This is a genomic window from Geomesophilobacter sediminis, assembly GCF_016458275.1.
GTDB lineage: Bacteria > Desulfobacterota > Desulfuromonadia > Geobacterales > Geobacteraceae > Geomesophilobacter > Geomesophilobacter sediminis.
The window spans coordinates 114,680-141,290 of sequence record NZ_JAEMHM010000012.1 but is presented as its reverse complement, the minus strand read 5'-3'; the positions used below and the strand labels follow the sequence as shown (position 1 = coordinate 141,290).

Sequence of the window (26,611 nt, the reverse complement as noted above, 5' to 3'; positions counted from 1 at the left end):
ACGGCAATGAAGGAGGGATTCGCTATGAGGAAAATCGCGGCGGCACTGGTTACCGCACTGACTCTTACTGTTGGTGCCGTAACTCCGGCCTTGGCACTCAAACCAGAACTCACCATTCCCGATAAGGTTTCCCATACTCATAAGTCCTGTCAGGAGATCACGCGGCTGGGGAAGAAATATCATGTGGAGGCCCTCTTTTCGAAAGAGTTCGAAGAGGGAAAGTGCCAGCTCTCCCGGATGGATGTCGCCATCGCGGTTCAGTTTCTCACCGAAAAGATCGCGGAACGGGTTGCCAAGGAGGGACCTGAGGCGGTCGACAAGGAAGACCTGGCCCTGCTTGCCGACCTGCGTGAGGAGCTGCGTTCCGAGCTGATCCTGGCTCAGACCCGCGCCTTCCAGAATCGTTACACCGAGCTCGGCACCAATCTGCATGCCCTCACCAAGAACATCACCATGAGCGGCGGCATGACCGGCGTGGTGCAGGGGTCGGTCGGGAACAATTCCCCCGCCCTTTCCGAAGCTCCCGACTATAACGGAGAGCGCAAAGACCACGTCGACGTCGTCGGCAGGGCCGACCTGGTCTTCAACTTCAAGATCACCGACACCATGATCGCGGTCATCGACGTTGAAGCGACCGGAGGCCGGGGGATCGACCCGCACGTGCCCAACTACTCCATCCTTAACAACGTGCCGATGCTTCCCACCGATACCGTCCGCTTCCGGACCGCGTGGGTGGAGCAGTCGCTTTTCAACGAGCGCTTCGTCTATACGGTCGGCAAGATCAACCTCACCGATTATTTCGACAGCAATGCCGTAGCCAACAACGAAAACACCCAGTTCCTCGCCGGTGCGTTCACCAACGATGCCGTACTGGGCGCTCCACTGCCCGGGCCCGGTCTCCGCGCCACCTACCGGCCCACCGAAAACGTTTCCTTCTCCCTGGGATATGGCAGCGGGACCACGGACAAGGACGGCCAACCCATCGCCTCCGATATCGTCGACCATGGCTATGGCATTGCGGAGCTGGATTACAAACTGAAGCTCGGTTCGCTGGACGGAAATTACCGCGCCTGCGGATTCATGGACGGCTCGGTCGGTATTGCTCCGCAAGGCCCCAACCACGCGCTGGGAACCGGGCTCAGCGTCGATCAGCAGCTGACGGAGAAGCTGACCCTTTTCGGGCGCTACGGCTGGCGGGACCACGACCTCTACCGCACCGTCGCGGCATGGAGCGGCGGACTGCAGTACCTCGGCATCATACCCACGCGTGCCGACGACATCCTCGCCTTCGCCTATGGCCAGATCCAGATCAAGGGCGCTCCGGCTCAGGAAAAGCTCATCGAGGGGTACTACCGGATCAAGGCCACCGAACAGGTTGCGGTATCCCCCCACCTGCAGTACCTCATCGATCCGCTCGGCGACACCACGGTGCACAACGTCCTGGTCGCCTCGCTGCGGGTCCAGCTCACCTTCTAAATGTCCCCGAAGTCGTAGGGTGGGCAGCTCTCTGCCCACCAGTCCCCTCCCGGCCATTCGCCGTGCCGGTGGGGATGGGGTCTCCATCCTGCGATCCGCGATAACCGTCAGGTCGAGCCCGCCTGGACAATACCGAATCATCTTTTATAATTAGCGCCGCACTTGAATACCTCTAATTGGGATAACCAGCATGACTCGCACCTTAAAACTCCTCCGCGCGGCAGTGATGTCGTTGCTGATATTTCCCGGAACGCTCCTTGCGCACGAACATGGCAAAGGCCATCCGGCCGCATCCGGCCCGGCGGCGGCAGCCACCGCGGAGGCCGGGGTAGGGCTGGATGAGAAACTCGGGGCCCGGATCCCGCTCGACCTCACCTTTCGCGACGAAACGGGAAAGCAGGTGCGGCTCGGAGAGCTGATCACCGGGCCGACCATCGTCGTGCCGGTCTACTTCGGCTGCAGCAACGTCTGCAACTTCCTCCAGGGCGGGCTCGCCCGGGTCCTCCCCTCGGTGAACTTCAAGCCCGGAACCGACTACCGGGTGATCTCGGTCAGCATCGACGAGACCGAAGGGCCGGAGATCGCTTCCCGCTTCCAGAAAACCTACCTCACCGCCATGGACGGCGCTTTCCCGGCGGCCGGGTGGCGCTTTCTCACCGGCGATGCGACAAACATCCGCAGGCTGACCGATGCGGCCGGCTACCGCTTCAAGCGCCAGGACCACGATTTCATCCACCCGGTGGCAAGCTTCGTGGTCACCGGTGACGGCATGATCGTGCGCTACCTCTACGGCACCACCTTCATGGCGAAGGATCTCACCTTGGCGCTGATCGAGGCGCAGCGGGGCCAGGTCGGCGCCACCATCCGCAAGATGGTCGGCTACTGTTTCCGGTTCGATCCCGCCACGCGGAGTTACCAGTTCAACCTCTTGCGCGTCAGCGCAACGGTCATCATCCTTTGCACCGGCAGCTTCCTCGCCTACCTCGTGTTCGGGGGCAAAAGCCGCAGACGGAAAATTTCGGGGGAAAAATGAGTTTGCCCGCCACCTCGTCCGACGGGTTCTGGAGCGATACCGGCAAAACCGGCATCGCTTCGTGGATCTTTTCGACCGACCACAAACGGATCGGTCTTTTGTACCTGTACTCGGTGCTCGGTTTCTTCCTGGTGGGGGTGCTCCTGGGAGTCCTGCTCCGCCTGGAGCTCATGGCGCCGGGGCGCACCATCATGGGGCCCCAGACCTACAACGCGACCTTCACGGTCCACGGGGTGGTGATGATCTTCCTGTTCATCATCCCGAGCATCCCGGCCTCGTTCGGCAACCTGGTGATGCCGATCCAGATCGGGGCGCGCGACGTCGCCTTCCCGCGGCTCAACCTGTTCTCCTGGTGGCTTTACGTCATCGGGGCGGTGATCGTGCTGACCGCCCTCTTTACCGGCGGCGGTCCCCCCGATACCGGCTGGACCTTCTACGTTCCCTTCAGCGCCAAGACTGGCACCAACGTATCCCTGGCCGTCCTGGGGGTTTTCGTGCTCGGCTTTTCCTCCATCCTCACCGGGATCAACTTCGTCACCACCATCCACCGGCTGCGTGCCGAGGGGATGACCTGGGGCCGGCTCCCGCTCTTTGTCTGGTCGCTCTATGCCACCGCGTGGGTCCAGATCCTCGCTACCCCGATCATCGCGATTACCCTCGTCCTGGTATTCGTCGAGCGGGTCGTCGGCACCGGGCTCTTCGACCCGTCGCGCGGCGGCGACCCGATCATGTTCCAGCACCTGTTCTGGATCTACTCGCACCCGGCGGTCTACATCATGATCCTGCCGGCGATGGGGGTGATCTCGGAGATCATCCCGGTCTTCTCCCGAAAGCCGATCTTCGGTTACAAGATGATCGCCTTTTCCAGCCTGGCGATCGCGGCGGCGGGCTCGGTGGTGTGGGGGCATCACATGTACACCAGCGGGATGAGCGACACCGCCATCCTGGTCTTTTCCTTCCTCACCTTCATCGTGGCCATCCCTTCGGCCATCAAGGTCTTCAACTGGGTCTCCACCCTCTACAAGGGATCGATTTCCCTGGAGGCCCCGATGCTCTTTGCCCTCTCCTTCGTGCTCCTCTTCTCCATCGGCGGGCTGTCCGGACTGGTGCTCGGGGCGGCGGCGACCGATATCCACGTGCACGACACCCACTTCGTGGTGGGGCACTTCCATTACGTCATGTTCGGTGGCACCGGCTTCGCCTTCTTCGGTGCCCTGCATTACTGGCTGCCGAAATTCTACGGACGCCGCTACGCCGAGAAGCCGGCCCTGGTGGCCTGGGCGCTCATGTTTGTCGGCTTCAACATCATGTACTTCACCATGCAGGTGCTCGGAATCCGGGGGATGCCGCGCCGTTACTACGACTACCTCCCCGAGTTCGCCCGTCTGAACCTGGTGGCGACCATCGGGAGCTGGATCCTGGTGCTGGGACTCATCATTCTCCTGGTGAACCTGTTCCGCGGACTGTTCCGCGGTGAAGCGGTCGGCGCCAACCCCTGGGGTGGGGCGACTTTGGAATGGAGCATTCCGACCCCGCCGCCGACCGAGAACTTCGAGGAGGATCCGGTGGTTACCCACGGACCGTATGACTTCAAGGGGGCGGGCAAACCATGAGCCATCCGGAACACAAAGACTACACCGGCGCCAAGTTCGGGATGTGGCTCTTCCTTTTCACCGAGTTACTCCTTTTCGGCGGGCTGTTCATCCTCTACGCGACCTATCTGACCCGTTATCCGCAGCAGTTCGCCGCGGGTGGCAAAGAGCTCAACGTGGTCTTCGGGACCGCCAACACCGTCATCCTCCTGACCAGCAGCCTTTTTGCCGCGATGGCGGTGACCTCGGTGCAGAAGGGGGACCGGACCACGACGCTGCGCCTTTTGGGGCTGACGGTGCTGTGCGCCGCGATTTTCATGGTGAACAAGTACTTCGAGTGGAGCGCGAAGATCCACCACGGGATCTACCCGGGATCGCCGCGCCTCGGTTCGGCGCCGCTCGGGGAGTCGGTCTTCTTCGGCCTGTACTATGTGACGACGGGGCTGCACGGTCTGCACGTGCTGGTGGGGGCGGGGCTTTTGAGCTGGATCGGGATGAAGGTGAACCACGGGAAGATCCATCAGGGCGATTTCGTCACCCTCGAGAACGGCGCCCTGTACTGGCACCTGGTCGACCTGGTCTGGATCTTCATCTTCCCCCTGTACTACCTGATTCTCTGACCAAGCTGACCTGTCGGAATCAACATCCTTCTCCGCCCTGAGGTCCCCTCCCCTTCAGGGGAGGGACAGGGTGAGGATGGGGTTCGTGGGGTGGCAGGCGTTCCCTCACCCCCACCCTCTCCCGGAGGGAGAGGGCCCAATGGAAAGTAGGAGCACTGACATGAGCACCGAAGCCGCACACCATATCTTGAGCTACCGCAAACTGACCGCGATCTGGGGCGCCCTGCTGGTCCTGACCGCGCTGACGGTCCTGATTACCCGGGCCGAACTCGGCGCGCTGAAGGTCTGGGCCGCGCTGGCGATCGCCTCGGTGAAGTCGGGGCTGGTCATCGCCTTTTTCATGCACATGAAATACGAAAGCCGGCCGTTCCGGATCATCCTCTTCGTGGCCCTGGTCACCCTGGCCATCTTCATCGGGTTTACTTTCTTCGACGTGCTGTACCGCTAGAGGGGCGAGTGTGGAAAACCAGCTGATGACAACCAATCAAGCCATCGACCCCGTCTTCGTCTTCATCCTCGGGGCCTGTCTCGTGCTGCTCATCGGGATCACCGCGGCGATGATCACCTTCGTGATCCGCTATCGCCGGTCGCGGGCGCCGGAGCCGACCTCCCAGGTGGAGGGGAGCTTCTGGCTGGAGATCGTCTGGACCGCGCTGCCGACCGTCCTGGTCCTGGTGATGTTCTACTACGGCTGGTCCGGCTACCTGGCGCTGCGCCGGGTCCCGCCCGGGGCGCTCAAGGTGAATGCGACGGCGCGGATGTGGTCCTGGAATTTCCGCTATGAAAACGGCAAGTCGAGCAACAAGTTGATGGTGCCCGTCGGAAAGCCGGTGGTGGTGTTGCTGGAGTCGCAGGACGTGATCCACGGCTTCTACGTTCCGGCCTTCCGGGTCAAGCGGGACGTGGTCCCGGGCATGAAGAACCACGTCTGGTTCATGGCGCCCAAGGCCGGAAGCTTCGATCTCTTCTGTTCCCAGTACTGCGGCAAGGGTCATTCCGCCATGATCACCACCATCGAGGCGGTGCCGGAGGCGCAGTTCAACCACTGGCTCAACGAGGAAAAAGAGGAAGGGAAAGAGAAGGGGCACAAGCTCGACGGCGCCAAGATCGCCCAGGAAAAAGGGTGCCTTGGCTGCCACTCGCTGGATGGTACGACGGGGGCGGGACCGAGCTTCAAGGGGATTTACGGCACCAAGGTGAAGGTTACCCGGGACGGCAAGCCGATGACGGTCACCGTGGATGACGCCTACCTGCGGGAGTCCATCACCGCACCCGGCGCGGCGATCGTGGACGGCTTCCAGCCGATCATGCCGACCTTCGGCGATCTGACGCCGGATGAGGTCGGTGCCCTGGTCGAATACATCGAGCACGTGAAATGATCGCGACCCTCTCCCGACTGTTCCGAGCCCGGCTGGCCTTGATGAACGGCATCGCCGCGCTTGCCGGGGTGGTGCTCCATCCCCGGCCGGGTGAGGCCGTACTTGCCGCCCTGGTGTTTGCCGGGGTGGCCCTGATGGCTGCCGGTGCCTCGGCGCTGAACCAGTACCGGGAACGCGATCTGGACCGGCTCATGCTTCGGACCCGGTCCCGGCCGCTGCCGACCGGGGAACTGGGTCCCGGCGAAGTCGCGGTCCTCGGTTGCGGGTTTGCCGGGGGCGGCTTCGTGCTGTTGCTGATTGCCGGAGGTACGTTGCCGGCCTTTTTAGCGCTGGCGGTCCTGCTCTGGTACCTGTTGGTCTACACCCCGCTCAAGCGGCGGACCCCGTTTGCCCTGGCCGTCGGGGCGCTTTGCGGCGCGCTTGCTCCGGTCATCGGGTGGAGTGCGGCCGGAGGCAGCCCCGTTGATTTCCCCCCCGTGCACCTTGCGGTGCTGTTGTATCTGTGGCAGGTGCCCCATTTCTGGCTGTTGCAACGCCGGCACGCCGATGATTACCGCCGGGCCGGTTTCCCCCTTTTCGATCCCGCGTCGCGGGGGGTGAACCCGCTGCCGTTTTTCCTGCTCTGGATGCTGGCGCTCATCTGTACCGCGCTGATGCTCCCCGCCTTCGGACTGGTCCGTCACGGTGCGGCTCTCTGCTGCGCCGGGCTTTGTGCCCCCCTCGCGGTCGCCTTGTTCCGGCGCATGGAGCCGGCCCTCTTCGCCTACCTCAATCTTTTTCCCCTCCTCCTCACCGTCGCCTTGTTTGTCGGAAGGTAGATTTCGGCTGTCCTTTTCGGTACCGATTCGACTACAATGGCGAGAACGCCACCACCGCCCGAGGGTTGCACGGCGAAATCAGCGATTACAAGGAGTTAGGATGAGTTCCAAGGGACACGGGCCCCAGCCCGCCGCTCAGAAGGAAAAGATATGCAAGCTGAAGAAAGACGGAAAACTGGAAGAGATAGCGAAATTGTCGATGCGGCCGATTGTATATTGCAGCAAATGCAGGCTCGAAGCAGACAACCCGTCCGTCTTGTGCAACCCACGAGCGCTTAAGCAGAAATGATCGGGACGGGATTGGACCCGTTCTGGAAATAGGAAAAGAGAAAAGGCGGCCCGGAAAACCGGAGCCGCCTTTTTTATCGCGCCTTTTTAGCATAGAGTGGGCAACCCGTGCCCATCCTATGAAATCACCCCGAGCTCTTTCCCTACCTTGGCGAAGATCTCCAGACCCAGGTCGAGATCCTCCCTCGAGTGTGCCGCGCTGATCATCACCCGGATCCGCGCTTTTCCCTGCGGCACGGTGGGAAAGCCGATCGGCATGGCGAAAAGCCCCGGCTCCCCATCGAAGAGCTTTCGGGAAAACTGCTGGGCCAGGCTCGCCTCCCCCAGCATCACCGGGGTGATCGGCGTCGCGCTGGGCCCGGTGTCGAAACCGGCGCGGCGCATCCCCTCCTTGAAGTAGCGGGTGTTCTCCCAGAGCTTATCCACCAGTTCGCTCCCCTGTTCCAACAGTTCCACCGCCGCGAGGCAGGCCGCGGTGTCGGCTGCGGTCACCGCGCTGGAAAAGAGAAACGGGCGCGCCTTTTGCCGGATCCAGTCGATCACCAGTTTTCTCCCGGCGATGACCCCGCCGACCACCCCGAAAGCCTTGGAAAGGGTGCCGATCTCCAGGTCGAATTTTCCGTTGAGCCGGAAGTGATCCACGATCCCGCGGCCGCTTCGACCCACCACCCCTTCCCCGTGGGCATCATCCACCATGGTGATGATCCCGTGCTGCTCGCACAAGGCGTGCAGGCGGTCCAGCGGAGCGATGTCGCCGTCCATGGAGAAGACCCCGTCGGTAATCAGCATGGCCCGGCGGTATTTCCCTTTGTGTGCCTTGATCGCGCGCTCCGCATCCTCCACGTCGCAGTGCTCGTACACCACGATCTCGGCCGAGGAGAGCCGGCAGCCGTCGATGATGCTCGCGTGGTTGAGCCGGTCGGTGAAGATGATGTCCTCTTTGCCGACCAACGCGGGGATCACCGCCTGATTGGCGCAGAAGCCGGACTGGACGTAGAGGGCATCTTCCACCTCCTTGAATGCGGCAAGCCGGGTTTCCAGCTCGCGGTGCAGCTCCAGGGTGCCGGCGATGCTGCGCACCGCCGCCGGGCCGGCGCCCCATTTTTCCAGCGCGGCCTGGGCGGCCGATTTCAGGCGGGGATGGTTGGCAAGACCCAGGTAGTTGTTGGTGCAAAAGTTGAGGACCTTCTTGCCGTCGACCACCATCCATGCCCCGCAGGCCGAACCGATGGTGCGGATGGTGGTCCTAAGCCCCGCCTCCTGCAGAGTCCTCAGCTCATCCTCGATCCAGGAAAACTTGTCGGTCATTTCAGCTCCTTATTCTGTATCATCCAAACGGCTGGTAACTCCCGTCCCCATCGAGACAGCGATGCAACAACCGGTGCCTTGCTTGGGGGAGCGCCTTTCCCGGCGCGAACCGCCGAAGGCGGCAACGGGGTAAATTCGCGCCTGGAAAGGCCCGGTAGGCTGCTACTTGCTCATCAGGACAGACCCTGCCGCGGCAGGAAGGTCGCTCCTACTTTGCAGGCCCAGGTCACGCCCCTTCCGTCCACCTTAAGATCACCTTCCCCGAATTCCCGGTCCCCATCACCCGGAACCCCTCCTCGAACTCGGTGTAGTGGAGCCGGTGGGTGATGACCGGCGTGAGGTCGAGCCCGATTTTGATCAGCGACTGCATGAGATACCAGGTCTCGTACATCTCCCGGCCGTAGATCCCTTTGATGGTCAAGCTGTTGAAGATCACCCGGTTCCAGTCGATGGCCATGTCGTGCTCCGGGATCCCCAAAAGGGCAATCTTTCCGCCGTGGCACATGTTTTCCAGCATGGTGTGGAAGGCGCTTTCGTTGCCGGACATCTCCAGCCCGACGTCGAAACCCTCCTTCATCCCCAGTTCCCGCACCACCTGTGCGACGCTCTTCTCCTTGATGTTCAAAGCCACGGTCGCTCCCATCTTCTTGGCGAGGTCGAGGCGGTACGGATTGACGTCGGTGGTGACGATGTAACGGGCCCCGGCGTGACGGGCGATGGCGGTGGCCATGATCCCGATGGGGCCGGCCCCGGTGATCAGCACGTCCTCGCCCAGCACCGGGAAGGCGAGGGTGGTGTGGGTGGCGTTGCCGAAGGGGTCGAAGATGCTGAGGACGTCGAGCGGAATGGTCGGATCGGCGTGCCAGACGTTGGTAACCGGAATGCTGACGTATTCGGCGAAGGCGCCGGGGCGGTTGACGCCGACGCCGCTGGTGTCCTTGCAGAGGTGCCGGCGTCCCGCCAGGCAGTTGCGGCACCGCCCGCAGACGATGTGTCCCTCGCCGGATACGATGTCGCCGACGTTGAGGTCATAGACGTTGCTCCCCATCGCGGCGACCCGGCCGACGAATTCGTGCCCGATCACCATCGGGACCGGGATGGTTTTCTGCGCCCAGGCGTTCCAGTCCCAGATGTGCAGGTCGGTGCCGCAGATGGCGGTCTGCTCGATCTTGATCAGGACGTCGTTGATCCCGTACTCGGGGATGGGCACCTCGTCGAGCCAAAGGCCCGGCTTGGCAAACTTTTTCACCAAAGCCTTCATCGTCTTCATGACATCCTCCACTTCCCGGGCGGTCCGCAGCCAGCTAGGCAATTGTTCGGCGGATGCATAAAAATAACGCAGAGATAGCATCAGTCAATGTGAAGCGAAAATTTTCATTCTTATTAAAAGTGAGCGGATGTCAGTACCGTCCGTTCCCGGTCAAGGGGAAGCCCCGGAGGGGAAGGACACTAGAAATCAGAAAGGGGCACAGCAAGCTGTGCCCCTAGGCGATTGATCAATTTCGGGCCGGGATCGCTGGCTTAGTCCCGGCCGCTGAGTTCGCCCCATTTCCGGCCCAGGTCGTCGATTCCGGAACGTTTGAGATCGTCAAAGGACATCACGATCCGCAACTCCACGGTCGCGTTGAAATTCAGAAACCAGGGCTCGGCCAGTGCCGGTATCTTGGAAGGTTCGGTCACCTCGGTGACCATGATGACGCTGCGTTGCCCATCCTGCTCAGTGAAATACACCGCCTCGGCGCGGGCCTCTTCGACGATCCGGCTGATGAGGCTTCCGCAATTCCCCTTCCGTACCGCTTGATTGAACTGCTCGTTGGGGAACTTGATGTTTAATAGCATACGCATGGTTGATTCCTCCTTTGCTATCTGCTCCGGTGGGATGCCCGCGGTTCGGCCGGCAGTGACAGCCCACCGGATTGCTGACTCCACTATACGCCCCGACACTAAAAAACGGGGGCGCAATGTAGTACCGGACAATTGTGCTAAAATCGGTGGACGGTGTTCTAATGAGCGGAAGGGAGGCAGCATCTTATGGATCTGCGCAAGACACGCACGACGATTCTAAGCGAAGGCGACCCGGAACAGAAACGCCAGGAAATCCTTGAATACTTCCACAAGACCTTCGACATCGATGAAAAGCTCTACGACACCCTCAAGGAGGACGCGACCTTCTACCTGAGGGCGGACCGGCTCCGGCATCCGTTGATCTTCTATTTCGGGCACACCGCCACCTTCTTCATCAACAAGCTCACCATCGCCCGGGTGATCGACCAGCGGATCAACCCGCGCTTCGAAGCGATGTTCGCGGTCGGGGTGGACGAGATGTCCTGGGATGACCTCGACGCCACCCACTACGACTGGCCGGCGCGCAGCGCGGTGAAGGAATACCGCGACGCGGCACGCACCCTGGTCGACGGCCTGATCCGCAAGCTTCCGCTCTCGCTCCCGATTACCTGGGAGAGCCCGTGGTGGGCGATCATGATGGGGATCGAGCACGAGCGGATCCACCTGGAGACTTCGTCGGTGCTGATCCGGCAACTCCCGATCGACCAGGTGAAGCCGGACCCGTTCTGGGCCATCTGCAATGACACCGGCGAGCCCCCCGCCAACGAACTCATTCCGGTTTCCGGTGGGAAGATCATCCTGGGCAAGCCGATGGACCATCCGCTGTATGGCTGGGACAACGAGTACGGAAGCCATGAAGCCAACGTCGCCTCCTTTGCCGCCTCCAAGTGCCTGGTATCCAACCGGGAATTCCTCTCCTTCGTCGAAGACGGCGGCTATCGCGAATCCCGCTGGTGGACCGAAGAAGGGTGGAACTGGCGCAACTTCCGGGCAGCCGAGTACCCGCTTTTCTGGGTGAAGCGACCCAACGGGTGGGGGCTGCGTACCATGCTGGAGATCATCGACCTTCCGTGGAACTGGCCGGTCGAGGTGAACTACCTGGAAGCAAAGGCCTTTTGCAACTGGATGGCGGCAAAGACCAACCGGGCGATCCGGCTGCCGTCCGAGGACGAGTGGTACCGGTTGCGGGACCTCCACGACATTCCGGACCAGCCCTATTGGGACAGCGCCCCGGGGAACATCAACCTGGAATACTGCGCCTCCTCCTGCCCGGTGGATCATTTTCCCTTCGGGAACTTCTTCGACATCGTCGGCAACGTCTGGCAGTGGACCGAGACCCCGATCTATCCCTTCCGCGGCTTCAACATCCACCCGTGGTACGACGATTTCTCCACGCCGACCTTCGATACCCGGCACAACCTGATCAAAGGAGGCTCCTGGATCTCCACCGGCAACGAGGCGACCCGGGACAGCCGGTACGCCTTCCGGCGCCACTTCTTCCAGCATGCCGGTTTCCGGTACATCGAAAGCGCGGCCCCGGTCGAGGTGCACCAGGATCAGTACGAAACCGACGCCCTCGGGTCCCAGTACTGCGACGCCCATTACGGTGACGGGCACTTCGGGGTCGCGAATTTTCCGAAAGCGGTTGCGGAGATCTGCCTGGATCTGGTAAAGGGAAGGGCGCATCGCGCCGCGCTCGACGTCGGCTGTGCCGTGGGGCGGGCGAGTTTCGAACTCGGCCGCGGCTTCGACAGCGTGGTCGGCCTCGACTTCTCGGCGCGTTTTTTCCAGCTTGCCGTGCGGATGCGAGACGAAGGGTACCTGCGCTACGCCTTGCCGGAAGAAGGGGAAATTGTCTCCTACCACGAGGCCACCCTCGCCGGGCTCGATCTGGAAGCCGCCCGGGAGAAGGTCCGTTTCTTCCAGGCCGATGCCTGCAACCTTCCTGAAAAGTACACCGGCTACGACCTGATCCTGGCGGCGAACCTCATCGACCGGCTCTACTCGCCGCGCCGGTTCCTGGAACTGATTCACGAACGGCTCAACCCGCAGGGCCTGCTGGTGATCGCCTCTCCCTACACATGGTCCGAGGAATTTACCCCGAAAGGGGATTGGCTGGGCGGCTTCAAGGAGGCGGGCGAGAATGTCACTTCTCTGGAAGGGCTGGAGCGGGTGCTTGCGCCGCACTTCCGCAGACTGGGCGAGCCGCGCGAGGTGCCGCTGGTGATCCGCGAGACCCGGCGCAAATACCAGCACATCATCTCCGAGCTGACCGTATGGGAGCTTAAATGACCTACGATTTCGACACCGTCCACGACCGGCGCGGCACCTCCAGCATCAAGTGGGAGCGGTATCGTCCCGACGTCATCCCGCTGTGGGTGGCCGACATGGATTTCCGTTCGCCGCCCGAGGTGATCGACGCGCTCCAGGCGCGGGTGGAGCACGGTATTTTCGGCTACACCTCCGCGCCGGAGTCGCTGGTGCAGGCGGTGCTGGAATCGGTCCGTTCCGAGTTCGACTGGGAGGTGAAAGAGGAGTGGCTGGTCTGGCTCCCCGGACTGGTTTGCGGGCTGAACGTCACCTGCCGTGCGGTGGGGAACCCGGGGGACCAGGCGCTTACCTTCACCCCGATCTATCCCCCCTTCTTGTCGGCGCCACCCCTGGCCGGTCTCGGGCTGGTAAAGGTCCCGCTCGCGGAATCCGAGGGGCGCTGGGGGATCGACATCGAACTCCTGCAGCAGGCAATCACGCCGCAGACCCGGCTGCTCATGCTTTGCAACCCGCACAACCCGGTCGGCAGGATGTGGACCGAAGCGGAGTTGAGCGCCCTCGCCGCAGTCGCCGCGCAGCACGACCTGGTCATCTGCAGCGACGAGATCCATGCGAGCCTCGTGCTGGAGGAGGGGGGCCGGCATCTGCCGATCGCCATGCTATCCGAAGCGGTGGCCCAGCGGACCATCACCCTGATGGCCCCCAGCAAGACCTACAACATACCGGGGCTGGGCTGCTCGTTGGCGATCATCGCCAACGACACCCTGCGCCGCTCCTTCCGCAAGGCGATGGCGGGGATCGTCCCCCACGTGAACCTGCTCGGCTTCACCGCTGCGGAGGCGTGCTATCGGCACGGCGAGCCGTGGCGGAGGGAACTGCTGGAGTATCTGCGGGGGAACCGGGGCCTGGTGGAGCGGGAAGTGGGGCGGATGCCGGGATTTCGGGTCGCCCGGGTCGAGGCGACCTACCTCGCCTGGATCGACGCCCGTGGCGGTGGGATCGACGACCCCGCGGCCTTTTTCGAGCGGGCCGGGGTCGGGCTCAACGACGGGGCCGAATTCGGCCTTCCCGGCTTCGTGCGGCTCAACTTCGGCTGCCCGCGCAGCACCTTGCAGGAAGCCCTGCACCGGATGGTGCAGTCGGTGAACGGGTAAGTCGGCGTCGCACCCCAGCCGGCTTCGCAACAAAAAAGGCCATTCCTGTCCGAAGGAGTGGCCTTTTACATTTGAGGCAATGCCTAGGTTGTAGGAGCGACATTCCTGTCGCGATTATCGGCCCGACGGGCGCAGCATGCTGCGCCCCTGCCATGAGAGTGGCATAAAGCCCCAGAGCGAAATCCCGAGCCGTCTCGGCAGAGGGCGCCATCCCCGGTGGGAGCGCCCTTCCGGGCGCGATGACACCAAGCGCCCCCCCTATATTTTCCAGACCGCGTCGCGTTTCGTCCCTCCACGCGACCTACGAGGTGTCGCAGTCCCTAGTCGAAGATCCGGTTTTCCTGCTCCTGGACGCGGATGAAGGTGGTGCGCTTGGTGAGCTCACGCAGCGCGGCGGCGCCGACGTAGGTGCAGGCCGACCGCACCCCGCCCAGGATGTCCCGCACCGTATCATCGATCGGCCCGCGGTAGGGGACCTCGACGGTCTTTCCTTCGGAGGCGCGGTAGGCGGCCACTCCGCCGGAATGTTTCTCCATCGCGGTCCGGGAGCTCATTCCATAGAAGACCTTGAATTGCCTCCCGTTCCGTTCCAGGATCTGCCCGCCGCTCTCGTCGTGGCCCGCGAACATCCCGCCCAACATGACGAAATCGGCTCCCCCGCCGAATGCCTTGGCCACGTCCCCCGGGCAGGTGCATCCCCCGTCGGACATGATCCTTCCGCCCAGGCCGTGGGCGGCGTCGGCGCACTCGATCACCGCGGAGAGCTGCGGGTAGCCGACCCCGGCCTTGACCCGGGTGGTGCAGACCGAGCCCGGGCCGATGCCGACCTTCACCACGTCCGCCCCGGAAAGCAGCAGTTCTTCCACCATCTCCCCGGTAACCACGTTCCCGGCAACGATGGTCTTGTCGGTGAACTTCTCGCGCACCTTGTAAACGTGCTCCACGAAGCTCTCCGAATAGCCGTTGGCGACGTCGATGCAGATGAATTGGAGCTGCTCGTGCCGTTCCAGAATCTCCGAGAGCAGCTTGAAGTCGGCATCGGAGGTGCCGGTGCTGACCATGATGAAGGGAAGAATGTCCGGGTGGGAGTTAAGGAAGTCGTCCCATTGCTTGATCGAGTAATGCTTGTGGATTGCGGTCAGCAGGCGGTGGCGCGCCAGCGCCTCGGCCACTTCGAAGGTCCCGGTGGTATCCATGTTGGAGGCGACCACCGGAACCCCGGTCCATTCCCGCTTGCTGTGCATGAAAACGAAGGTCCGCAGCAGGTCGACCTCGGACCGGCTTTTGAGGTTGGACCGTTTGGGCCTGATGAGGACGTCGTTGAAACCAAGCTTCACATCGCTTTCGACAAACATGGATGGTTACCTCATAGCAGTAGGTGATCGAGTATGTAGGGAGGCAGCATCCTGCTCCCATCATTTCTTAATTCATCGGATACTACAGACATAGTATGAGCGCCTTTTACAGTATCTGAAAAATACTTTCCAACAAGCTCGACCCCAGTCCATTCTTGTAGGAGCGACATTCTTGTCGCGATTGAGTTTTTCTGGATAAGCAAGATAGCGTCTTACCCTGTGGGAGCGCCTTTCCAGGCACGATCATCCACAACCGTTGTTACCGCCTCCGGCGGATCGCGCCCGGAAGGGCGCTCCCACAACTTTCCCCCTCGCTCTCAACTCCCGCTTTACCGCACCGATCTCCCTATGCTAGAGTGCCGCGCCAAAAGGGGGAGCGAATGCCTGAGCAGTACCGGATGCGTCGCCAGCGCTGGATTATCTTCGGCATCCTTGCGTTGAGTTACATCCTCGCCTATTTCTATCGAGTCTCCCTTGCGGTCGTTGCCGGCGACATCTCCCGCGAGCTGCATCTCTCCCCGCAGCAGCTGGGCTCCCTTTCCAGCATCCTCTTCTATGTCTATGCGGCGGCCCAGATTCCGCTCGGTCCGCTCATCGACCGGCTGGGGGGGCGGCTGGTGATTGGCTGCTCCGGCCTCCTCACCACCATCGGCGGCATCCTCTTCTCCCAGGCCACAACCATCGCAACGGCTCTGGGCGGCCGCGTACTGATCGGCGTTGGCACCGCCTCGGTGCTCATGGCCACGCTCGCGATCTTCAGCCGCTGGTTTTCCCAGCAGGAATTCGGCAAGGTCTCCGGCCTTATGGTCGCGATCGGCAACGTCGGGAACGTCGCCGGGACTGCACCTCTGGCGCTCGCGGTTGCCGCCATCGGCTGGCGGGATTCCTTCCTGACCATCGGGGTGGTGCAAGGGGTAGCGGCGCTGTTGGTGCTCGCTTTCTTGCGCAATCGCCCGCCGGAAGGCATGCATACCGGTGCGGAGCACGATGATGCCGGGCCGGAGGAGATGCTCCGAGCCTGGAAAACGATATTCACCACCTTGGATTTCTGGCTGGTCGGACTTGCAGCTTTTGCATGGTATGGGGCGTACTTGGCGCTGCAGGCTCTGTGGGGCGGGCCGTACTTGATGGAGGTGCTGAAGTATTCGCGGGTGGAAACGGGGCGGATGCTGATGGCCACCTCGGTGGGGTTCATCACCGGCAGCCTGATGATCGACAGCATCGCCCGAAAGGTGCTGTATTCCTATCGGAAAACGCTCCGTTACGGGCAGATCGGTCTCTTCGCATTGATGCTGAACTTCCTGGGAATGGCGGAGCGGCTGCCGGTCGGCGTGCTCTTGGTGCTCTTCTTCCTGATCGGGATCTGCGTATCGAGCGGGGTGATGATCTATCCGATCGTGAGGGGATTGTTTTCGGTGCGGATCGTGGGGACGGCGCTGACGTCGCTGAATTTCTTCGTGTTGATGGGGGCGGCGACCGCGCAGCAGGTGATGGGGGAGATAATCGGGGCGGTTCGGAAGCTGACGCCGGGGGATGCCGCCGCGGCGTTCCATGCCGGATTCAAATTCCCGATCGGCTGCCTGGCGGTGGCGATTGTGCTGTTCTTCTTTTCGAGGGGCGACGAGCCGGTTACCAAACCCCATCCTCACCCTGTCCCTCCCCTTGAAGGGGAGGGGACGTGAGGTCGGCTTCCCACTGCTAGGATGCGGCCTGGTAACGGAGGGATTTCCTCCGGGGCCGTAGGGCGCAGCATGCTGAGCCCAGATCGTTTCCCTCACCCTCGCCCGTAGCAACCCCGCGCTCTTGCGCGCAACCCCGGCGGGCTAGGGGGGAACGGGTTTTGGGTTGTGGATGGTCAACTGTCCATTGTCTATTGAACCTACAGCTCTCCGAACTCCTTTTCGAACGCCTCCAGGGTTTTCGCCCGTTTGAGCTGCTTGAGCTCACGGTCCATTTCCGGATCTTCTACATTGGCGACGACCCCTTTCATCTTGCATAAGACCTGCATGTCTCCGCAGAAGAGCTTCCGGCAGCCCGGGAGCAACCGTTCCAGGTACTGCTTCAGCATCGCCTTGCGCTCGACCAGGTCCGGCTCCACCGTCGCCTTCCCCCGCAGCCGTTCAAAGAGCATCGGCTCGCCGATCGCCCCCCGTCCGATCATCAACCCCGCCGCCTGGGTCCGTTGCAGCACTTCCAGCCCGTGTTTGGCGCTTCTGACGTCGCCGTTGGCGATGACCGGGAGGTTGGTCTGCCGCACCACTTCTGCGGTGATGCCATGGTCCGCGCTCCCGTTGTACGCCTGCTTCACGGTGCGCGGGTGCAGCACGATGAAATCGACCCCCGATTTCTCGAAGAGGGGGAGCAGGGAAAAAACCTGGGAAGGATCGTCGTAACCGGCCCGCAGCTTCACCGAGAAGGTCCCGGTGACCGCCTGCCGCAACGCGGGGATGATCTCTTCCAGGAGATCGGGGCGCTTCAGCATCCCTCCGCCGGTGAGCCCGCTGGTCATCCTCCCGTAGGGGCAACCCATGTTGAGGTTCAGGTGCACCGCCCCCGCCCGCTGGGCGATCTCCGCGGCGCTCACCAGCGCTTCCTTCCCGTGCCCGATGAGCTGGACGACGAGCGGCACGCCATCCTCAACCGCCGCGATTTCCTTGAGGTCCACCGGCGAAAGGCGCTTCTTTGCCGCCACCGGATTCACCCGCATGAACTCGGTGAAGACGACGTCGGGTCTGACCCATGAGATGAAGGTGGCGCGGAGGGCGCGATTGGTGAGCCCCTGCATCGGGGCGAGCATCAGCGGGGTTTCTCCCGACGGCCAGGGGAGGGGGGTGCTGCGCAGGCGATTCGGTTGGTTCATTACGGTCCCACAAATAACGCGAGGCGGCCGAAAGGCCGCCTCTAGGATTCATTTTCCAGGTGTCGCTGTCCAAGGGTGCTGCACCCTGAACTACACGATCTCCACCAGCTCGAAGGTGTAGGTGATGTCTTCGCCGGCCAGCGGGTGGTTGGCGTCGACGGTGATGGAATCTTCGTTTACTTCGACCACGGTCACCTCGACCGGCTCGTCGTCTTCTCCGGTCAGTTCCAGCTCCATCCCGACTTCCGGGACCAGGTCGCCGGTCAGCTGGGAGCGGAGGATGGTGAAGACTTCCTCCTCGTCGTACTCACCGAAAGCGTCTTCGGCGGGAATGACGACGGTTTTCGACTCGCCGGGAGCCATGCCGATGAGTGCCTCTTCGATCTGGGGGAAGAACTCCTCCTCGCCTATGGTGAATTCCAGCGGGCCATGCTCGCAGCCGCAATCGTCCTCACACCCGTCGTCGCAGCAGTCGCCGTGGTCGTGGCCGTCCGTCGTATCGAATACCGAGCCGTCTTCCAAAGTACCGGTGTAATTGATCCGGACCTTATCCCCTTTTTTTGCAGTTGCCATGTGCTAGTTCCTTCTTTTTGAAATGTTTTACCGATGGGTGGAATGGTACGTGTGACCGTCGCCGGAGTCCAGCAAAATCTGCGTTACGAAATGTATACGCGCTACCGGGCCAGCCACTCTTTCATCAGCTTTTTAGCGGCGAAGTTGTAGCACTGGAAGTAGCTGAGGATGGTCAGGATGAAGCTGAAGAAGACGATGCTGAGGATGACCGGCTCGTTAGGCATCCGGTACATGAAGATGATGTAGAAGACCACGATGAACGCTTTTACCACGTCGGCGAAGCGCGCCTTCTTGGTCAGCTTGTTCAGCTCCTCGGCGCTAATGTCCGAGGCGCTGGCTGCGAGGTCACGGTTCGCCTCGGCAAGGGCGAACCGGCGGATCGGGTAGAAGAAGAGGAGCTGAAGCACGAAAGAGATGAGCACCGCATTCATGAAGTTGGAGCCCCGCCCGATCGCCTGCAGTTTGGCCTGGAAAACGACCCCCATATAACCGAGCAGCAGCACCAGCAGTATCTGGACCACCGAATAGATCTTGATCGTATTCGCTATCTTCTTGAAGTTGTGACTCACGGGCATGCGCTCTCCTGTTTGGTTATGGTGTCTGCCCGGCTCCAGGGCGCTGACAACATAGCAAAATAAACGGACATGTACAATTACAAACCCCGTTTGTTACTCTCCCTGCGCTCTTGATGCAGCTTGCCCGGGCGACTTTGCCGGGGAACCGGCACCGAAGCATTAAAAAGCATGCGCGCGACCTCGGTTCTTTGCTATAGTGAGCCCCTTCGAACCGAAGTAGCTGAAAGGAGTGGTGGATGGAGATCATGCTGAATGAGACGGAGGTTCGGGTTCTTGGCTCCCTGATCGAGAAGGAGCTGACGACTCCGGAGTATTATCCGCTTTCCCTGAATGCGCTGGTGAACGCCTGCAACCAGAAGTCAAACCGCGATCCGGTGCTGAACCTGGACGAGGCTGAGGTCATGAAGGCCCTCGACTCGCTCCGTTTCAAGCAGCTGGCGATCCTCTCCGGGGCCGGTGGGCGTGTTTCGAAATACCGGCACGCCCTGGTGGAGAAATTCCGCTTCGGACCGGCGGAACTGGCCGTTTTGTGCGAGCTTCTGGTCCGGGGGCCCCAGACCGTTGGCGAGCTGCGCACCCGCTGTGAGCGCATGGCTCCCTTCCCCGACCTCGCGGCGGTGGAGGCGGTTCTGGACGAGTTGGCCGAACGAACCCCGCCGCTGGTGACCAAACTGCCGCGGCAGCCGGGGCGCAAGGAATCGCGCTACTGTCATCTCTTCTCCGGGGAACCGGATCTGGAGGCGCTGGATGCGGCCGCTTCGGCCGAGGCGCCGCGCCCGCGAAGCGATGAGGAAATCGCGCAGCTGGAGGCCGAGGTGGCGCAACTGCGCCAGGAGATGGCCGAGCTGCGCCAGCTGGTGGCGGATTTCCGGAAGGAATTCGAATAGAAAACCTGCACACGGATTAACGCGGGGAGTGGCGGATGACATCGGGTTCGATCTGGGGGCGATCCGTCGGTTTTCGCCGTTAGCCGTGTGGGATAGCAAAGGAGAGTTATGAAGGTTTCCCAGGAAGAGCTGGCCAAGCAGATTGACGTTACCGACTGGTTTACCCTCCGGGCGCACCTGGAACGCGGGGGGCTGATCCTGGTGGATCGGATGCTGAATCTCACCGAGGTGGGCTTTGCCGTCGCCTCGGACGACGTACAGCTGATCGAGCGCTGGATCGCCTCCGGCATGGTGGGCAAACCGACCGCGGCACAGATCGAGACTTGGGACCTGGAGCGCACCAGAGCTTTCGCCTGCCTGATCACCTCCCCTTATGTCCTGATCCAGGAGGCTCCCACCGAGAACGAGTAGCAAGGAGGGTTGCATGCAAGAGGAACAAGTTCCGCCATCCTGTTCGCGCTGCAGCGCGGTCTGGCAGAAAAACGGCACCACCAACTGCTGGAGCGGGGACCCGGAAACGGCACCGCCCCGGCCCGGCAACTGCCCCGCCGGCAGTTTCACCGAGATCGTCGAGGACGCCTTCGAGGTCATGAAGGGGGAAAACGAGGACGCCAAGATCGCCTTCGTCGCGGCACGGGTGGAAGGGCTCTGCTATCAGCCGGTCCCGGGGACCGACACCATCAACGCCCGGTGGACCCGCGTCGAGGACACCATCGCCTTCGCGCGGCTGATGGGGTATGAGAAGATCGGCATCGCAAGCTGCATCGGACTGCTCGACGAGTGCGAACGCCTGGTGGCGATCCTGAAGGCCCAGGGGCTGACGCCGCTGAGCGTCTGCTGCAAGGCGGGGAGCTTCGACAAGATGGAGCTGGGACTTGCCGAAAGCGACAAGGTCCGTCCCGGAACCTTCGAGCCGGCCTGCAACCCGATCGCCCAGGCGGAGATCTGCAACGAGCTCAAGACCGACATGAACATCATCCTCGGGCTGTGCGTCGGGCACGACATGCTGTTCAACAAGCACTCCAAGGCGCCGGTCACCACCTTGGTGGTCAAGGACCGGGTCACCGGCCACAACCCCGCCGCCGTCCTCTACGGGCAGAACTTCTATTACAAGCGGCTGCAGAAGGGGCCGATGAAGATCGAGTAGCGCACAACCTGATCGGGTCCGTTTCTTATGCCGGGTGCGAGGTTCCTGATCTCCAATATCCAGATAACCCTTCCGCAGCTGCCCGACCCTGTGGGCAACAAAGGTATCAAAAAAAGGCGGTGGCCCACAAAAGCCACCGCCTCTTTTTTTAGCGTTTCCGGCTCTATTTCAGCCGCTTCTCGCGGCGCAGCCGATCGGCGTCGTCCTGGATTCGGGCCGCGGCCTCTTTCATCTTGGCCCACCCGTACCATTGCATGTAATCGGGGTTGCTGTGGAAGGCGCCCTGGAAGGCGCGCTGCCGGTATTCCAGGAACATCAGGTAGAGCTCCTGTTCCGCGCTGCTCTTGGCCTCGTAGAACTGAAGCAGGTCCGGAGCGTACTTCCACCCTTCCGGTTTTTTCAGGAGACCCTCGTCGTAGAGCGCCTTGACCGTCCGGATCGACTCCGCGAAGATCCGGTCGGCATCCCGGATCACCTCGTCGCCGATGTTGAGGTTGGCCTGAGCGAAACTCTTCGAGTGGCACGCGGAACAGGCGGTCAGCATCTTCTCCCGGTCCCGGTCGAACTCCTCCTTGGTCAGCCTGGCTAACCTTGCCTTTTGGATGGCCTCGAACCGTTCGGTAGGTTTGCCATTGTCATCGAGTACTCCAATCGCTTTCAGGATCGTGACCCGGTCGAAGAGCCAATCGCCGTCCTCCTCGGGCATGCGCAAGGCGAGAAAGCCCCAGGCGGTTTCGACCGCGTGGGAGCCGTCCGGCATGTGGCAGGTCTGGCAGACGGGGGCGCGGCCGGTGGTCGGCTCGATGGCCCAGATCGTGCCGTGCTTGGAGGTCTGCCACATCTCCCACTGCGGGTGATCGAATCCCATGTGGCAGGTCTGGCAGGCGCGCGGGTCTCGGGCCTCGGCAACCGAGAAGGAGTGGCGGGTGTGGCACGAGTCGCAGGCGCCGGACCCGTACCGTTTCAGGTCGGCAGCCGGCTTCTCGCCGACCTTGTGGCAGGCAGAGCACCCTTTCATTCCGCCGCCGCCAATGTAGGTGGGCTGGTGGGTGATCATCGGCATCGCCTTCATGGCAAGCCAGGCCGCCGAGTGCTTTCCTTTCCGGTACTGGGCAACCCGCTCCGGATGGCATTTGGCGCAGGTTTCCGGAGTCGGCAGGGTAGCCTTGGCGGCGTCGTTTGCGGACTTGTGCGCTAAGCCGTGACAGGAGGAGCAGTCCAGTTTCTTCCCCATTTTTCCGGAGAGGAACTGTTTGACGATGCCGGGGGTCACCTTTTCATGGCAGGAAATGCATTCGGACTTGGTTGGTTTGGCAGCGGACTGGGCCGAGTAAGCGGTGGGGGACAGCAAAGTGGCAGTGGCCAGGGCAACAAGCAGGGAAAATCTGTTTCTCACTAATGCCTCCTTCATTATCTGATGGCTCCAGGACCGATGGAACCGGTTGTATAGGCGCTGATACAGGCATTAAAGACTAGCTGAGGAGAGGGAACTGTCAAAGACGCGCGGGAAATAAGGGTGACCGTAGCAACTAGGCCGGGGCGGGGGAGGCTTTGAGTACCGCTTCGGGGGTATGAACCGCACCGGTGCGGGAAAGGACGCTGGAGTAGAGAACGAAGCTTTCCACGTTGAAGGGGGGACAGCAAAACTGGCGGTGTTCGGCTTCGAGGGATTCTGTTGCCGACGCAGGAGTACCGTGCAGGCGGGCCAGGGTGACATGCGGCGAGAAGCGGCGTTCTTCCGGTGGAAATCCTGCTTCAGCGAGGGCGCCCTGGATATTTTCGTAGAGCTGGAGCAGGGGAGGGGAGGGGTCGATTCCAACCCAGATGACGCGGGGGTACTTTCCGGGGGGGAAGTGGCCGACGCCGCGCAGCACGAGGGGGAATGGGGCAAAGACGACCCGCTCCAGGCACTGCTTGATTATCGGTACTTCCTTCGCGTCGACCTCCCCGAGAAAGCGCAGGGTCAGGTGAATCTGTTCGGCTGGGACCCACCGCGCGCCGGGCAGCTGCGTGAAAATACCGGCTACCGCTTCTTTTAGCTCCCGGGGAAGATCGACCGCCACAAACAATCGGGTCATCTTTGACTCCAGTTTAGGCAACAATTTCGGTTTTTATTACTCACAGACGCTGCACAAAAAAAGTTGACTAACGAAAAATCAAATGTTAAAGAGTCTATCTTTCGTGAAAGCAAAGTAAAGGCACCTCTCATGCTCGATGCACGTTATCTCCGCGAAAATCTGGAAGCTGTAGAGGCCCGGCTGAAAAGCCGCGGCGAAGGGGTCGATCTATCCGGCTTCCGGCAGCTGGACGAGCGTCGTCGGGAACTGCTCCAGCAGAGCGAGTCGCTCAAAGCACTGCGCAACAAGGTGACTGAGGAAATCAGCCGCCTGAAAGATAAAAGCCAGGCCGAAGGTCAGAAAGCCCAGATGCGGGAAGTTTCCCAGCAGATCAAGGGGCTGGACGAGTCGCTGCGCCAGGTCGAGGAGGAGCTGCAGAATTTCCTCCTGACCGTCCCCAACATCCCGAATCCGACCACCCCGGTCGGCAGGAGTGAAGCGGACAACGTCGTGGCTCGCACCTGGGGCGAGCCGGGCAACTACAGTTTCGCGCCGAAACCCCACTGGGAGATCGGCGAAGAGTTGGGAATCCTGGACTTCGAGCGGGGGGCGAAGCTCACCGGGGCGCGCTTCACCCTGTACAAGGGACAGGGCGCTCGGCTGGAGCGGGCTCTCATTAACTTCATGCTCGACCTCCACACCCAAGAGCACAATTATATTGAAATGCTTCCTCCCTTTATGGTAAACAGGGAAAGCATGACCGGGACCGGACAGCTCCCGAAGTTTGAGGATGATCTCTTCCACCTGGAAGGGGTCGATTACTTCCTCATCCCGACCGCTGAAGTCCCGATCACCAACATACACCGCTCGGAGATCCTGAAGGGATCGGATCTGCCGATCTCCTACGTCGCCTACACTCCGTGCTTCCGAAAGGAAGCGGGGTCCTACGGCAAGGACACGCGGGGGCTGATTCGTCAGCACCAGTTCAACAAGGTCGAGCTGGTCAAGTTCACCTCCCCCGAGACTTCCTATCAAGAGCTGGAGAAGCTGTTGGGCAATGCCGAGGAAGTGCTGCGGCGGCTCAACATCCCGTACCGGGTGGTGGAGCTTTGCACCGGTGACATCGGTTTCTCCTCCGCCAAGACCTTCGACATCGAGGTCTGGCTCCCGGGGCAGAATTGTTATCGTGAAATCTCCTCGTGCAGTAACTTCGAGGATTTTCAGGCCCGCCGCGCGGGCATTCGTTTCCGGCCGGACGAAAAGGCCAAGCCGGAATACGTACATACCCTCAACGGATCGGGCCTCGCAGTGGGCAGGACCGTCGTGGCGGTGCTGGAAAACTACCAGCAGGCTGACGGCACGGTGCTGGTACCGGAAGCGCTCCGGCCTTACATGGGAGGGGTCGAGAAGATCGGCTAGGCTCTTGGAGGAATGGCCGAGTGGTTTAAGGCGGCGGTCTTGAAAACCGTTGAACGAAAGTTCCGTGGGTTCGAATCCTACTTCCTCCGCCATTAGATAGCAGGACTCAGCAGGACACCCGAGGAGAGATGGCCGAGTAGGTCGAAGGCGCTCGCCTGCTAAGCGAGTATACTGGGAAACCGGTATCGAGGGTTCGAATCCCTCTCTCTCCGCCACTTTTTGCTACTCACTTTCCTTTCCGGGCAACCGGAGAGGGGTTAGACCGGACAAAAACTTTGCTTTTCGTGAAACGGCTGTTGAACCTGCTGGTTGTCCTTGCCGCGGCGCTTGCCGTCGCTGGATGCAACGAGCCGAAGAAGCCCGAGCCCAAGCAACAACCTCAGGTAGTCAAAAAAGAATCGACCGTGGTTGTACCTCCCGCCGTAAAAGGGAAGTGGAAGGCGGTCAAGATCGAGATCACCGACAAGATCTCCAAAAAGAGTACCGTTCTGACGGTTGGGATCGGCTCCAAGGAGAAGATCCCGGGATCGGATCTCACCATCGAGGTGGAAAACTTCCTCCCGCACTTCGTGATGGAAGGAACCACCCTCACCTCGGAATCGAACGATCTCAAGAACCCGGCGGTGCAGATGCGCATCAGCCAAGGGGGAAAAGAGATCTACAAGGGGTGGCTGTTCAAGCTTTTCCCGACGATTCACGCGTTTCAGCATCCTCAGTACGGATTTGCCCTGGTCGGATACATTCCGGCCTGAAAAAGCCAAAAATCAAGATGCAGGGCTTGACTTGATACCCTCACTTGTTGTACTATCTGTTTTCTTCAGTCAGCAAAGACTGGATAAAGATTTGCCTTAGTTAACGGTAGTTTGCGCCCGTAGCTCAGCTGGATAGAGCACAAGACTACGAATCTTGGGGTCGGGCGTTCGAATCGCTCCGGGCGCGCCAATTACCAAAACAAAGCGAAAAGAAAGGCCCTTCCCCGCAAGATGGAAGGGCCTCTTTTTTTATTCTGGGCCGGATTCCTCCGCCGGCCAGGTCGCATCCTTTCGACCGGTCCCACCACCACCGCCCGCTCTCTGCGGGCTCTCCGCCCGTTTCTCCCGCACCACAAACCACCATCAGCTCCCAAAACCATGCCTCCGGCGCATTGCATTCTAAAGTTGTTATGTTAGCTTCCTCTAATTGTTTCTGCGGCCAGGGATCCAACCTACCCCAATGAAGGAGGATGAGAATGGAGGCAACCCAGACTCGCCCGATGGGCGGGAAGCAGAAGGAAATCAATGTCGGGCGCACCGAACGGAATGCGTCCATGGTCGGCGGGGCGGCCCTCGCCCTTTCCGGGCTCACCACTATCGCCAAAAGGCGTCTTCTCCCGGGGCTGGCGATGATGGCGGCCGGCGGGATGCTGATGTACCGCGGCAAAACCGGGCACTGCGACATCTACGAATCAATCGGGCTCGATACGGGAGGTTCCGAGGATCACGGCCTCACCGTGGAGAAGTTTTTGACGGTGAACCGGTTGCCCCAGGATGTCTACGAGTTTTGGCGCCACTTGGAGAACCTGCCCAGCTTCATGCGCCATCTCGCGAGCGTGGAGGTCACCGGGGAAAGGACGTCGCACTGGAAGGCGGCCGGACCGGGAGGTATCTCGGTGGAGTGGGATGCGGAAATCGTCGAGGATTATCCGGGCCAGCTGATTCAGTGGCATTCGGTAGGGGATGCGGAGATCCCGAACGAGGGGTTAGTCGAGTTTCGGGAGGCGCCCGGCGGTCGCGGCACCGAGGTGAAGGTGACGATCCGCTACTACCCGCCGGGCGGGGCGGCAGGAAAAATCGCGGCCAAGGTGGCGCATGCCCTCAACGCAATGGAGATCGAAGAAGACCTGAAGCGGCTCAAGCAGATCCTCGAGACGGGAGAGACCGCGACCGCGGCACGGAGTAACGGGCACCACTAGCGG

The 26,611-nt window shown here is 61.5% G+C and carries 25 protein-coding genes and 3 tRNA genes; 19 read left to right on the top strand and 9 right to left on the bottom strand.

Annotated elements, in window-relative coordinates:
* Positions 1 to 24 precede the first annotated feature (24 nt).
* The 7 genes from JFN93_RS15625 to JFN93_RS15595 all read left to right on the top strand — a co-directional run bounded on the left by JFN93_RS15625 (position 25) and on the right by JFN93_RS15595 (position 6,918).
* The gene (locus JFN93_RS15625) at positions 25 to 1,476 is read left to right on the top strand and encodes a carbohydrate porin (protein WP_199385030.1); all 1,452 of its coding nucleotides are present in this window, start codon (positions 25 to 27) and stop codon (positions 1,474 to 1,476) included.
* 190 nt (positions 1,477 to 1,666) lie between these two features.
* A complete protein-coding gene (locus JFN93_RS15620) occupies positions 1,667 to 2,509 on the top strand; it encodes an SCO family protein (RefSeq protein WP_199385029.1) in 843 nt (280 codons plus the stop codon).
* Positions 2,506 to 4,122: a cytochrome c oxidase subunit I gene (ctaD, locus tag JFN93_RS15615; protein WP_199385028.1), complete on the top strand. Its 1,617-nt coding sequence runs from the start codon at positions 2,506 to 2,508 to the stop codon at positions 4,120 to 4,122. The genes JFN93_RS15620 and ctaD overlap by 4 nt, the downstream gene beginning before the upstream one ends.
* On the top strand, positions 4,119 to 4,721 hold the full coding sequence (locus JFN93_RS15610; protein WP_199385027.1) for a cytochrome c oxidase subunit 3: 603 nt from the start codon (positions 4,119 to 4,121) through the stop codon (positions 4,719 to 4,721). Before ctaD ends, JFN93_RS15610 begins: the two co-directional genes overlap by 4 nt.
* Before the next feature lie 160 nt (positions 4,722 to 4,881).
* Positions 4,882 to 5,169, top strand: coding sequence for a cytochrome C oxidase subunit IV family protein (locus tag JFN93_RS15605; protein WP_199385026.1), 288 nt, complete (start codon positions 4,882 to 4,884; stop codon positions 5,167 to 5,169).
* 25 nt (positions 5,170 to 5,194) lie between these two features.
* Positions 5,195 to 6,100 carry a cytochrome c oxidase subunit II gene (coxB, locus tag JFN93_RS15600; protein WP_199385025.1) on the top strand — a complete coding sequence of 302 codons (906 nt, stop codon included), beginning with the start codon at positions 5,195 to 5,197 and terminating at the stop codon, positions 6,098 to 6,100.
* The gene (locus JFN93_RS15595) at positions 6,097 to 6,918 is read left to right on the top strand and encodes a protoheme IX farnesyltransferase (protein WP_199385024.1); all 822 of its coding nucleotides are present in this window, start codon (positions 6,097 to 6,099) and stop codon (positions 6,916 to 6,918) included. The genes coxB and JFN93_RS15595 overlap by 4 nt, the downstream gene beginning before the upstream one ends.
* Positions 6,919 to 7,323: 405 nt before the next feature.
* Here the strand turns inward: JFN93_RS15595 and JFN93_RS15590 are convergent, their stop codons facing one another.
* The 3 genes from JFN93_RS15590 to JFN93_RS15580 all read right to left on the bottom strand — a co-directional run bounded on the left by JFN93_RS15590 (position 7,324) and on the right by JFN93_RS15580 (position 10,359).
* Positions 7,324 to 8,514, bottom strand: a complete 1,191-nt coding sequence (locus tag JFN93_RS15590; protein WP_199385023.1) for a glycine C-acetyltransferase — start codon at positions 8,512 to 8,514, stop codon at positions 7,324 to 7,326.
* A gap of 226 nt (positions 8,515 to 8,740) precedes the next feature.
* Complete coding sequence (gene tdh / locus JFN93_RS15585; protein WP_236021760.1) at positions 8,741 to 9,784, bottom strand: L-threonine 3-dehydrogenase; 1,044 nt, start codon at positions 9,782 to 9,784, stop codon at positions 8,741 to 8,743.
* A 251-nt stretch (positions 9,785 to 10,035) separates the two neighbouring features.
* On the bottom strand, positions 10,036 to 10,359 hold the full coding sequence (locus JFN93_RS15580) for a panthothenate synthetase (protein ID WP_199385022.1): 324 nt from the start codon (positions 10,357 to 10,359) through the stop codon (positions 10,036 to 10,038).
* A 186-nt stretch (positions 10,360 to 10,545) separates the two neighbouring features.
* Here JFN93_RS15580 and ovoA point away from each other — a divergent pair, with 186 nt between their 5' ends.
* On the top strand, positions 10,546 to 12,651 hold the full coding sequence (gene ovoA, locus JFN93_RS15575) for a 5-histidylcysteine sulfoxide synthase (RefSeq protein ID WP_199385021.1): 2,106 nt from the start codon (positions 10,546 to 10,548) through the stop codon (positions 12,649 to 12,651).
* Complete coding sequence (locus tag JFN93_RS15570) at positions 12,648 to 13,784, top strand: MalY/PatB family protein (RefSeq protein WP_199385020.1); 1,137 nt, start codon at positions 12,648 to 12,650, stop codon at positions 13,782 to 13,784. Before ovoA ends, JFN93_RS15570 begins: the two co-directional genes overlap by 4 nt.
* 320 nt (positions 13,785 to 14,104) lie before the next feature.
* Here JFN93_RS15570 and JFN93_RS15565 read toward each other — a convergent pair whose 3' ends face one another.
* Positions 14,105 to 15,139 (bottom strand): GMP reductase, encoded by a 1,035-nt coding sequence (locus JFN93_RS15565; protein ID WP_199385019.1) that lies wholly within the window; start codon positions 15,137 to 15,139, stop codon positions 14,105 to 14,107.
* A gap of 380 nt (positions 15,140 to 15,519) precedes the next feature.
* On the opposite strand from JFN93_RS15565, the gene JFN93_RS15560 reads away from it, so the two are divergent.
* Positions 15,520 to 16,821: an MFS transporter gene (locus tag JFN93_RS15560; protein WP_199385018.1), complete on the top strand. Its 1,302-nt coding sequence runs from the start codon at positions 15,520 to 15,522 to the stop codon at positions 16,819 to 16,821.
* 197 nt (positions 16,822 to 17,018) lie between these two features.
* Here the strand turns inward: JFN93_RS15560 and JFN93_RS15555 are convergent, their stop codons facing one another.
* The 3 genes from JFN93_RS15555 to JFN93_RS15545 form a co-directional block, all read right to left on the bottom strand.
* A complete protein-coding gene (locus JFN93_RS15555; RefSeq protein ID WP_236021759.1) occupies positions 17,019 to 17,999 on the bottom strand; it encodes a tRNA dihydrouridine synthase in 981 nt (326 codons plus the stop codon).
* Between the two features lie 90 nt (positions 18,000 to 18,089).
* Positions 18,090 to 18,572, bottom strand: coding sequence for an FKBP-type peptidyl-prolyl cis-trans isomerase (locus tag JFN93_RS15550; RefSeq protein WP_199385017.1), 483 nt, complete (start codon positions 18,570 to 18,572; stop codon positions 18,090 to 18,092).
* Positions 18,573 to 18,673: 101 nt separating this feature from the next.
* Entirely contained in the window at positions 18,674 to 19,147 is a 474-nt protein-coding gene (locus JFN93_RS15545; RefSeq protein WP_199385016.1) for a hypothetical protein, read from the bottom strand.
* Between the two features lie 236 nt (positions 19,148 to 19,383).
* Here JFN93_RS15545 and JFN93_RS15540 point away from each other — a divergent pair, with 236 nt between their 5' ends.
* From JFN93_RS15540 to JFN93_RS15530, 3 genes are all read left to right on the top strand, one after another.
* Positions 19,384 to 20,034 (top strand): YceH family protein, encoded by a 651-nt coding sequence (locus JFN93_RS15540; RefSeq protein ID WP_199385015.1) that lies wholly within the window; start codon positions 19,384 to 19,386, stop codon positions 20,032 to 20,034.
* A 108-nt stretch (positions 20,035 to 20,142) separates the two neighbouring features.
* Positions 20,143 to 20,445 carry a DUF2288 domain-containing protein gene (locus JFN93_RS15535; protein ID WP_199385014.1) on the top strand — a complete coding sequence of 101 codons (303 nt, stop codon included), beginning with the start codon at positions 20,143 to 20,145 and terminating at the stop codon, positions 20,443 to 20,445.
* Positions 20,446 to 20,458: 13 nt separating this feature from the next.
* On the top strand, positions 20,459 to 21,181 hold the full coding sequence (locus JFN93_RS15530; protein WP_199385013.1) for a DUF1847 domain-containing protein: 723 nt from the start codon (positions 20,459 to 20,461) through the stop codon (positions 21,179 to 21,181).
* Between the two features lie 163 nt (positions 21,182 to 21,344).
* On the opposite strand, the gene JFN93_RS15525 is transcribed toward JFN93_RS15530, so the two are convergent.
* Positions 21,345 to 22,577 carry a multiheme c-type cytochrome gene (locus JFN93_RS15525; protein WP_328754114.1) on the bottom strand — a complete coding sequence of 411 codons (1,233 nt, stop codon included), beginning with the start codon at positions 22,575 to 22,577 and terminating at the stop codon, positions 21,345 to 21,347.
* Positions 22,578 to 22,710: 133 nt separating this feature from the next.
* Positions 22,711 to 23,259, bottom strand: a complete 549-nt coding sequence (gene thpR, locus JFN93_RS15520; RefSeq protein WP_199385011.1) for an RNA 2',3'-cyclic phosphodiesterase — start codon at positions 23,257 to 23,259, stop codon at positions 22,711 to 22,713.
* 129 nt (positions 23,260 to 23,388) lie between these two features.
* Here thpR and serS point away from each other — a divergent pair, with 129 nt between their 5' ends.
* From serS to JFN93_RS15490, 6 genes are all read left to right on the top strand, one after another.
* Positions 23,389 to 24,657, top strand: coding sequence for a serine--tRNA ligase (gene serS / locus JFN93_RS15515; RefSeq protein ID WP_199385010.1), 1,269 nt, complete (start codon positions 23,389 to 23,391; stop codon positions 24,655 to 24,657).
* A 6-nt stretch (positions 24,658 to 24,663) separates the two neighbouring features.
* Positions 24,664 to 24,749 (top strand) — tRNA-Ser (locus tag JFN93_RS15510).
* A gap of 30 nt (positions 24,750 to 24,779) precedes the next feature.
* Positions 24,780 to 24,872 (top strand) — tRNA-Ser (locus JFN93_RS15505).
* Positions 24,873 to 24,941: 69 nt separating this feature from the next.
* Positions 24,942 to 25,409, top strand: coding sequence for a DUF2155 domain-containing protein (locus tag JFN93_RS15500; protein WP_199385085.1), 468 nt, complete (start codon positions 24,942 to 24,944; stop codon positions 25,407 to 25,409).
* A 113-nt stretch (positions 25,410 to 25,522) separates the two neighbouring features.
* Positions 25,523 to 25,599, top strand: a tRNA-Arg gene (locus JFN93_RS15495).
* A 286-nt stretch (positions 25,600 to 25,885) separates the two neighbouring features.
* A complete protein-coding gene (locus JFN93_RS15490; protein WP_236021757.1) occupies positions 25,886 to 26,608 on the top strand; it encodes an SRPBCC family protein in 723 nt (240 codons plus the stop codon).
* Positions 26,609 to 26,611: the final 3 nt, after the last annotated feature.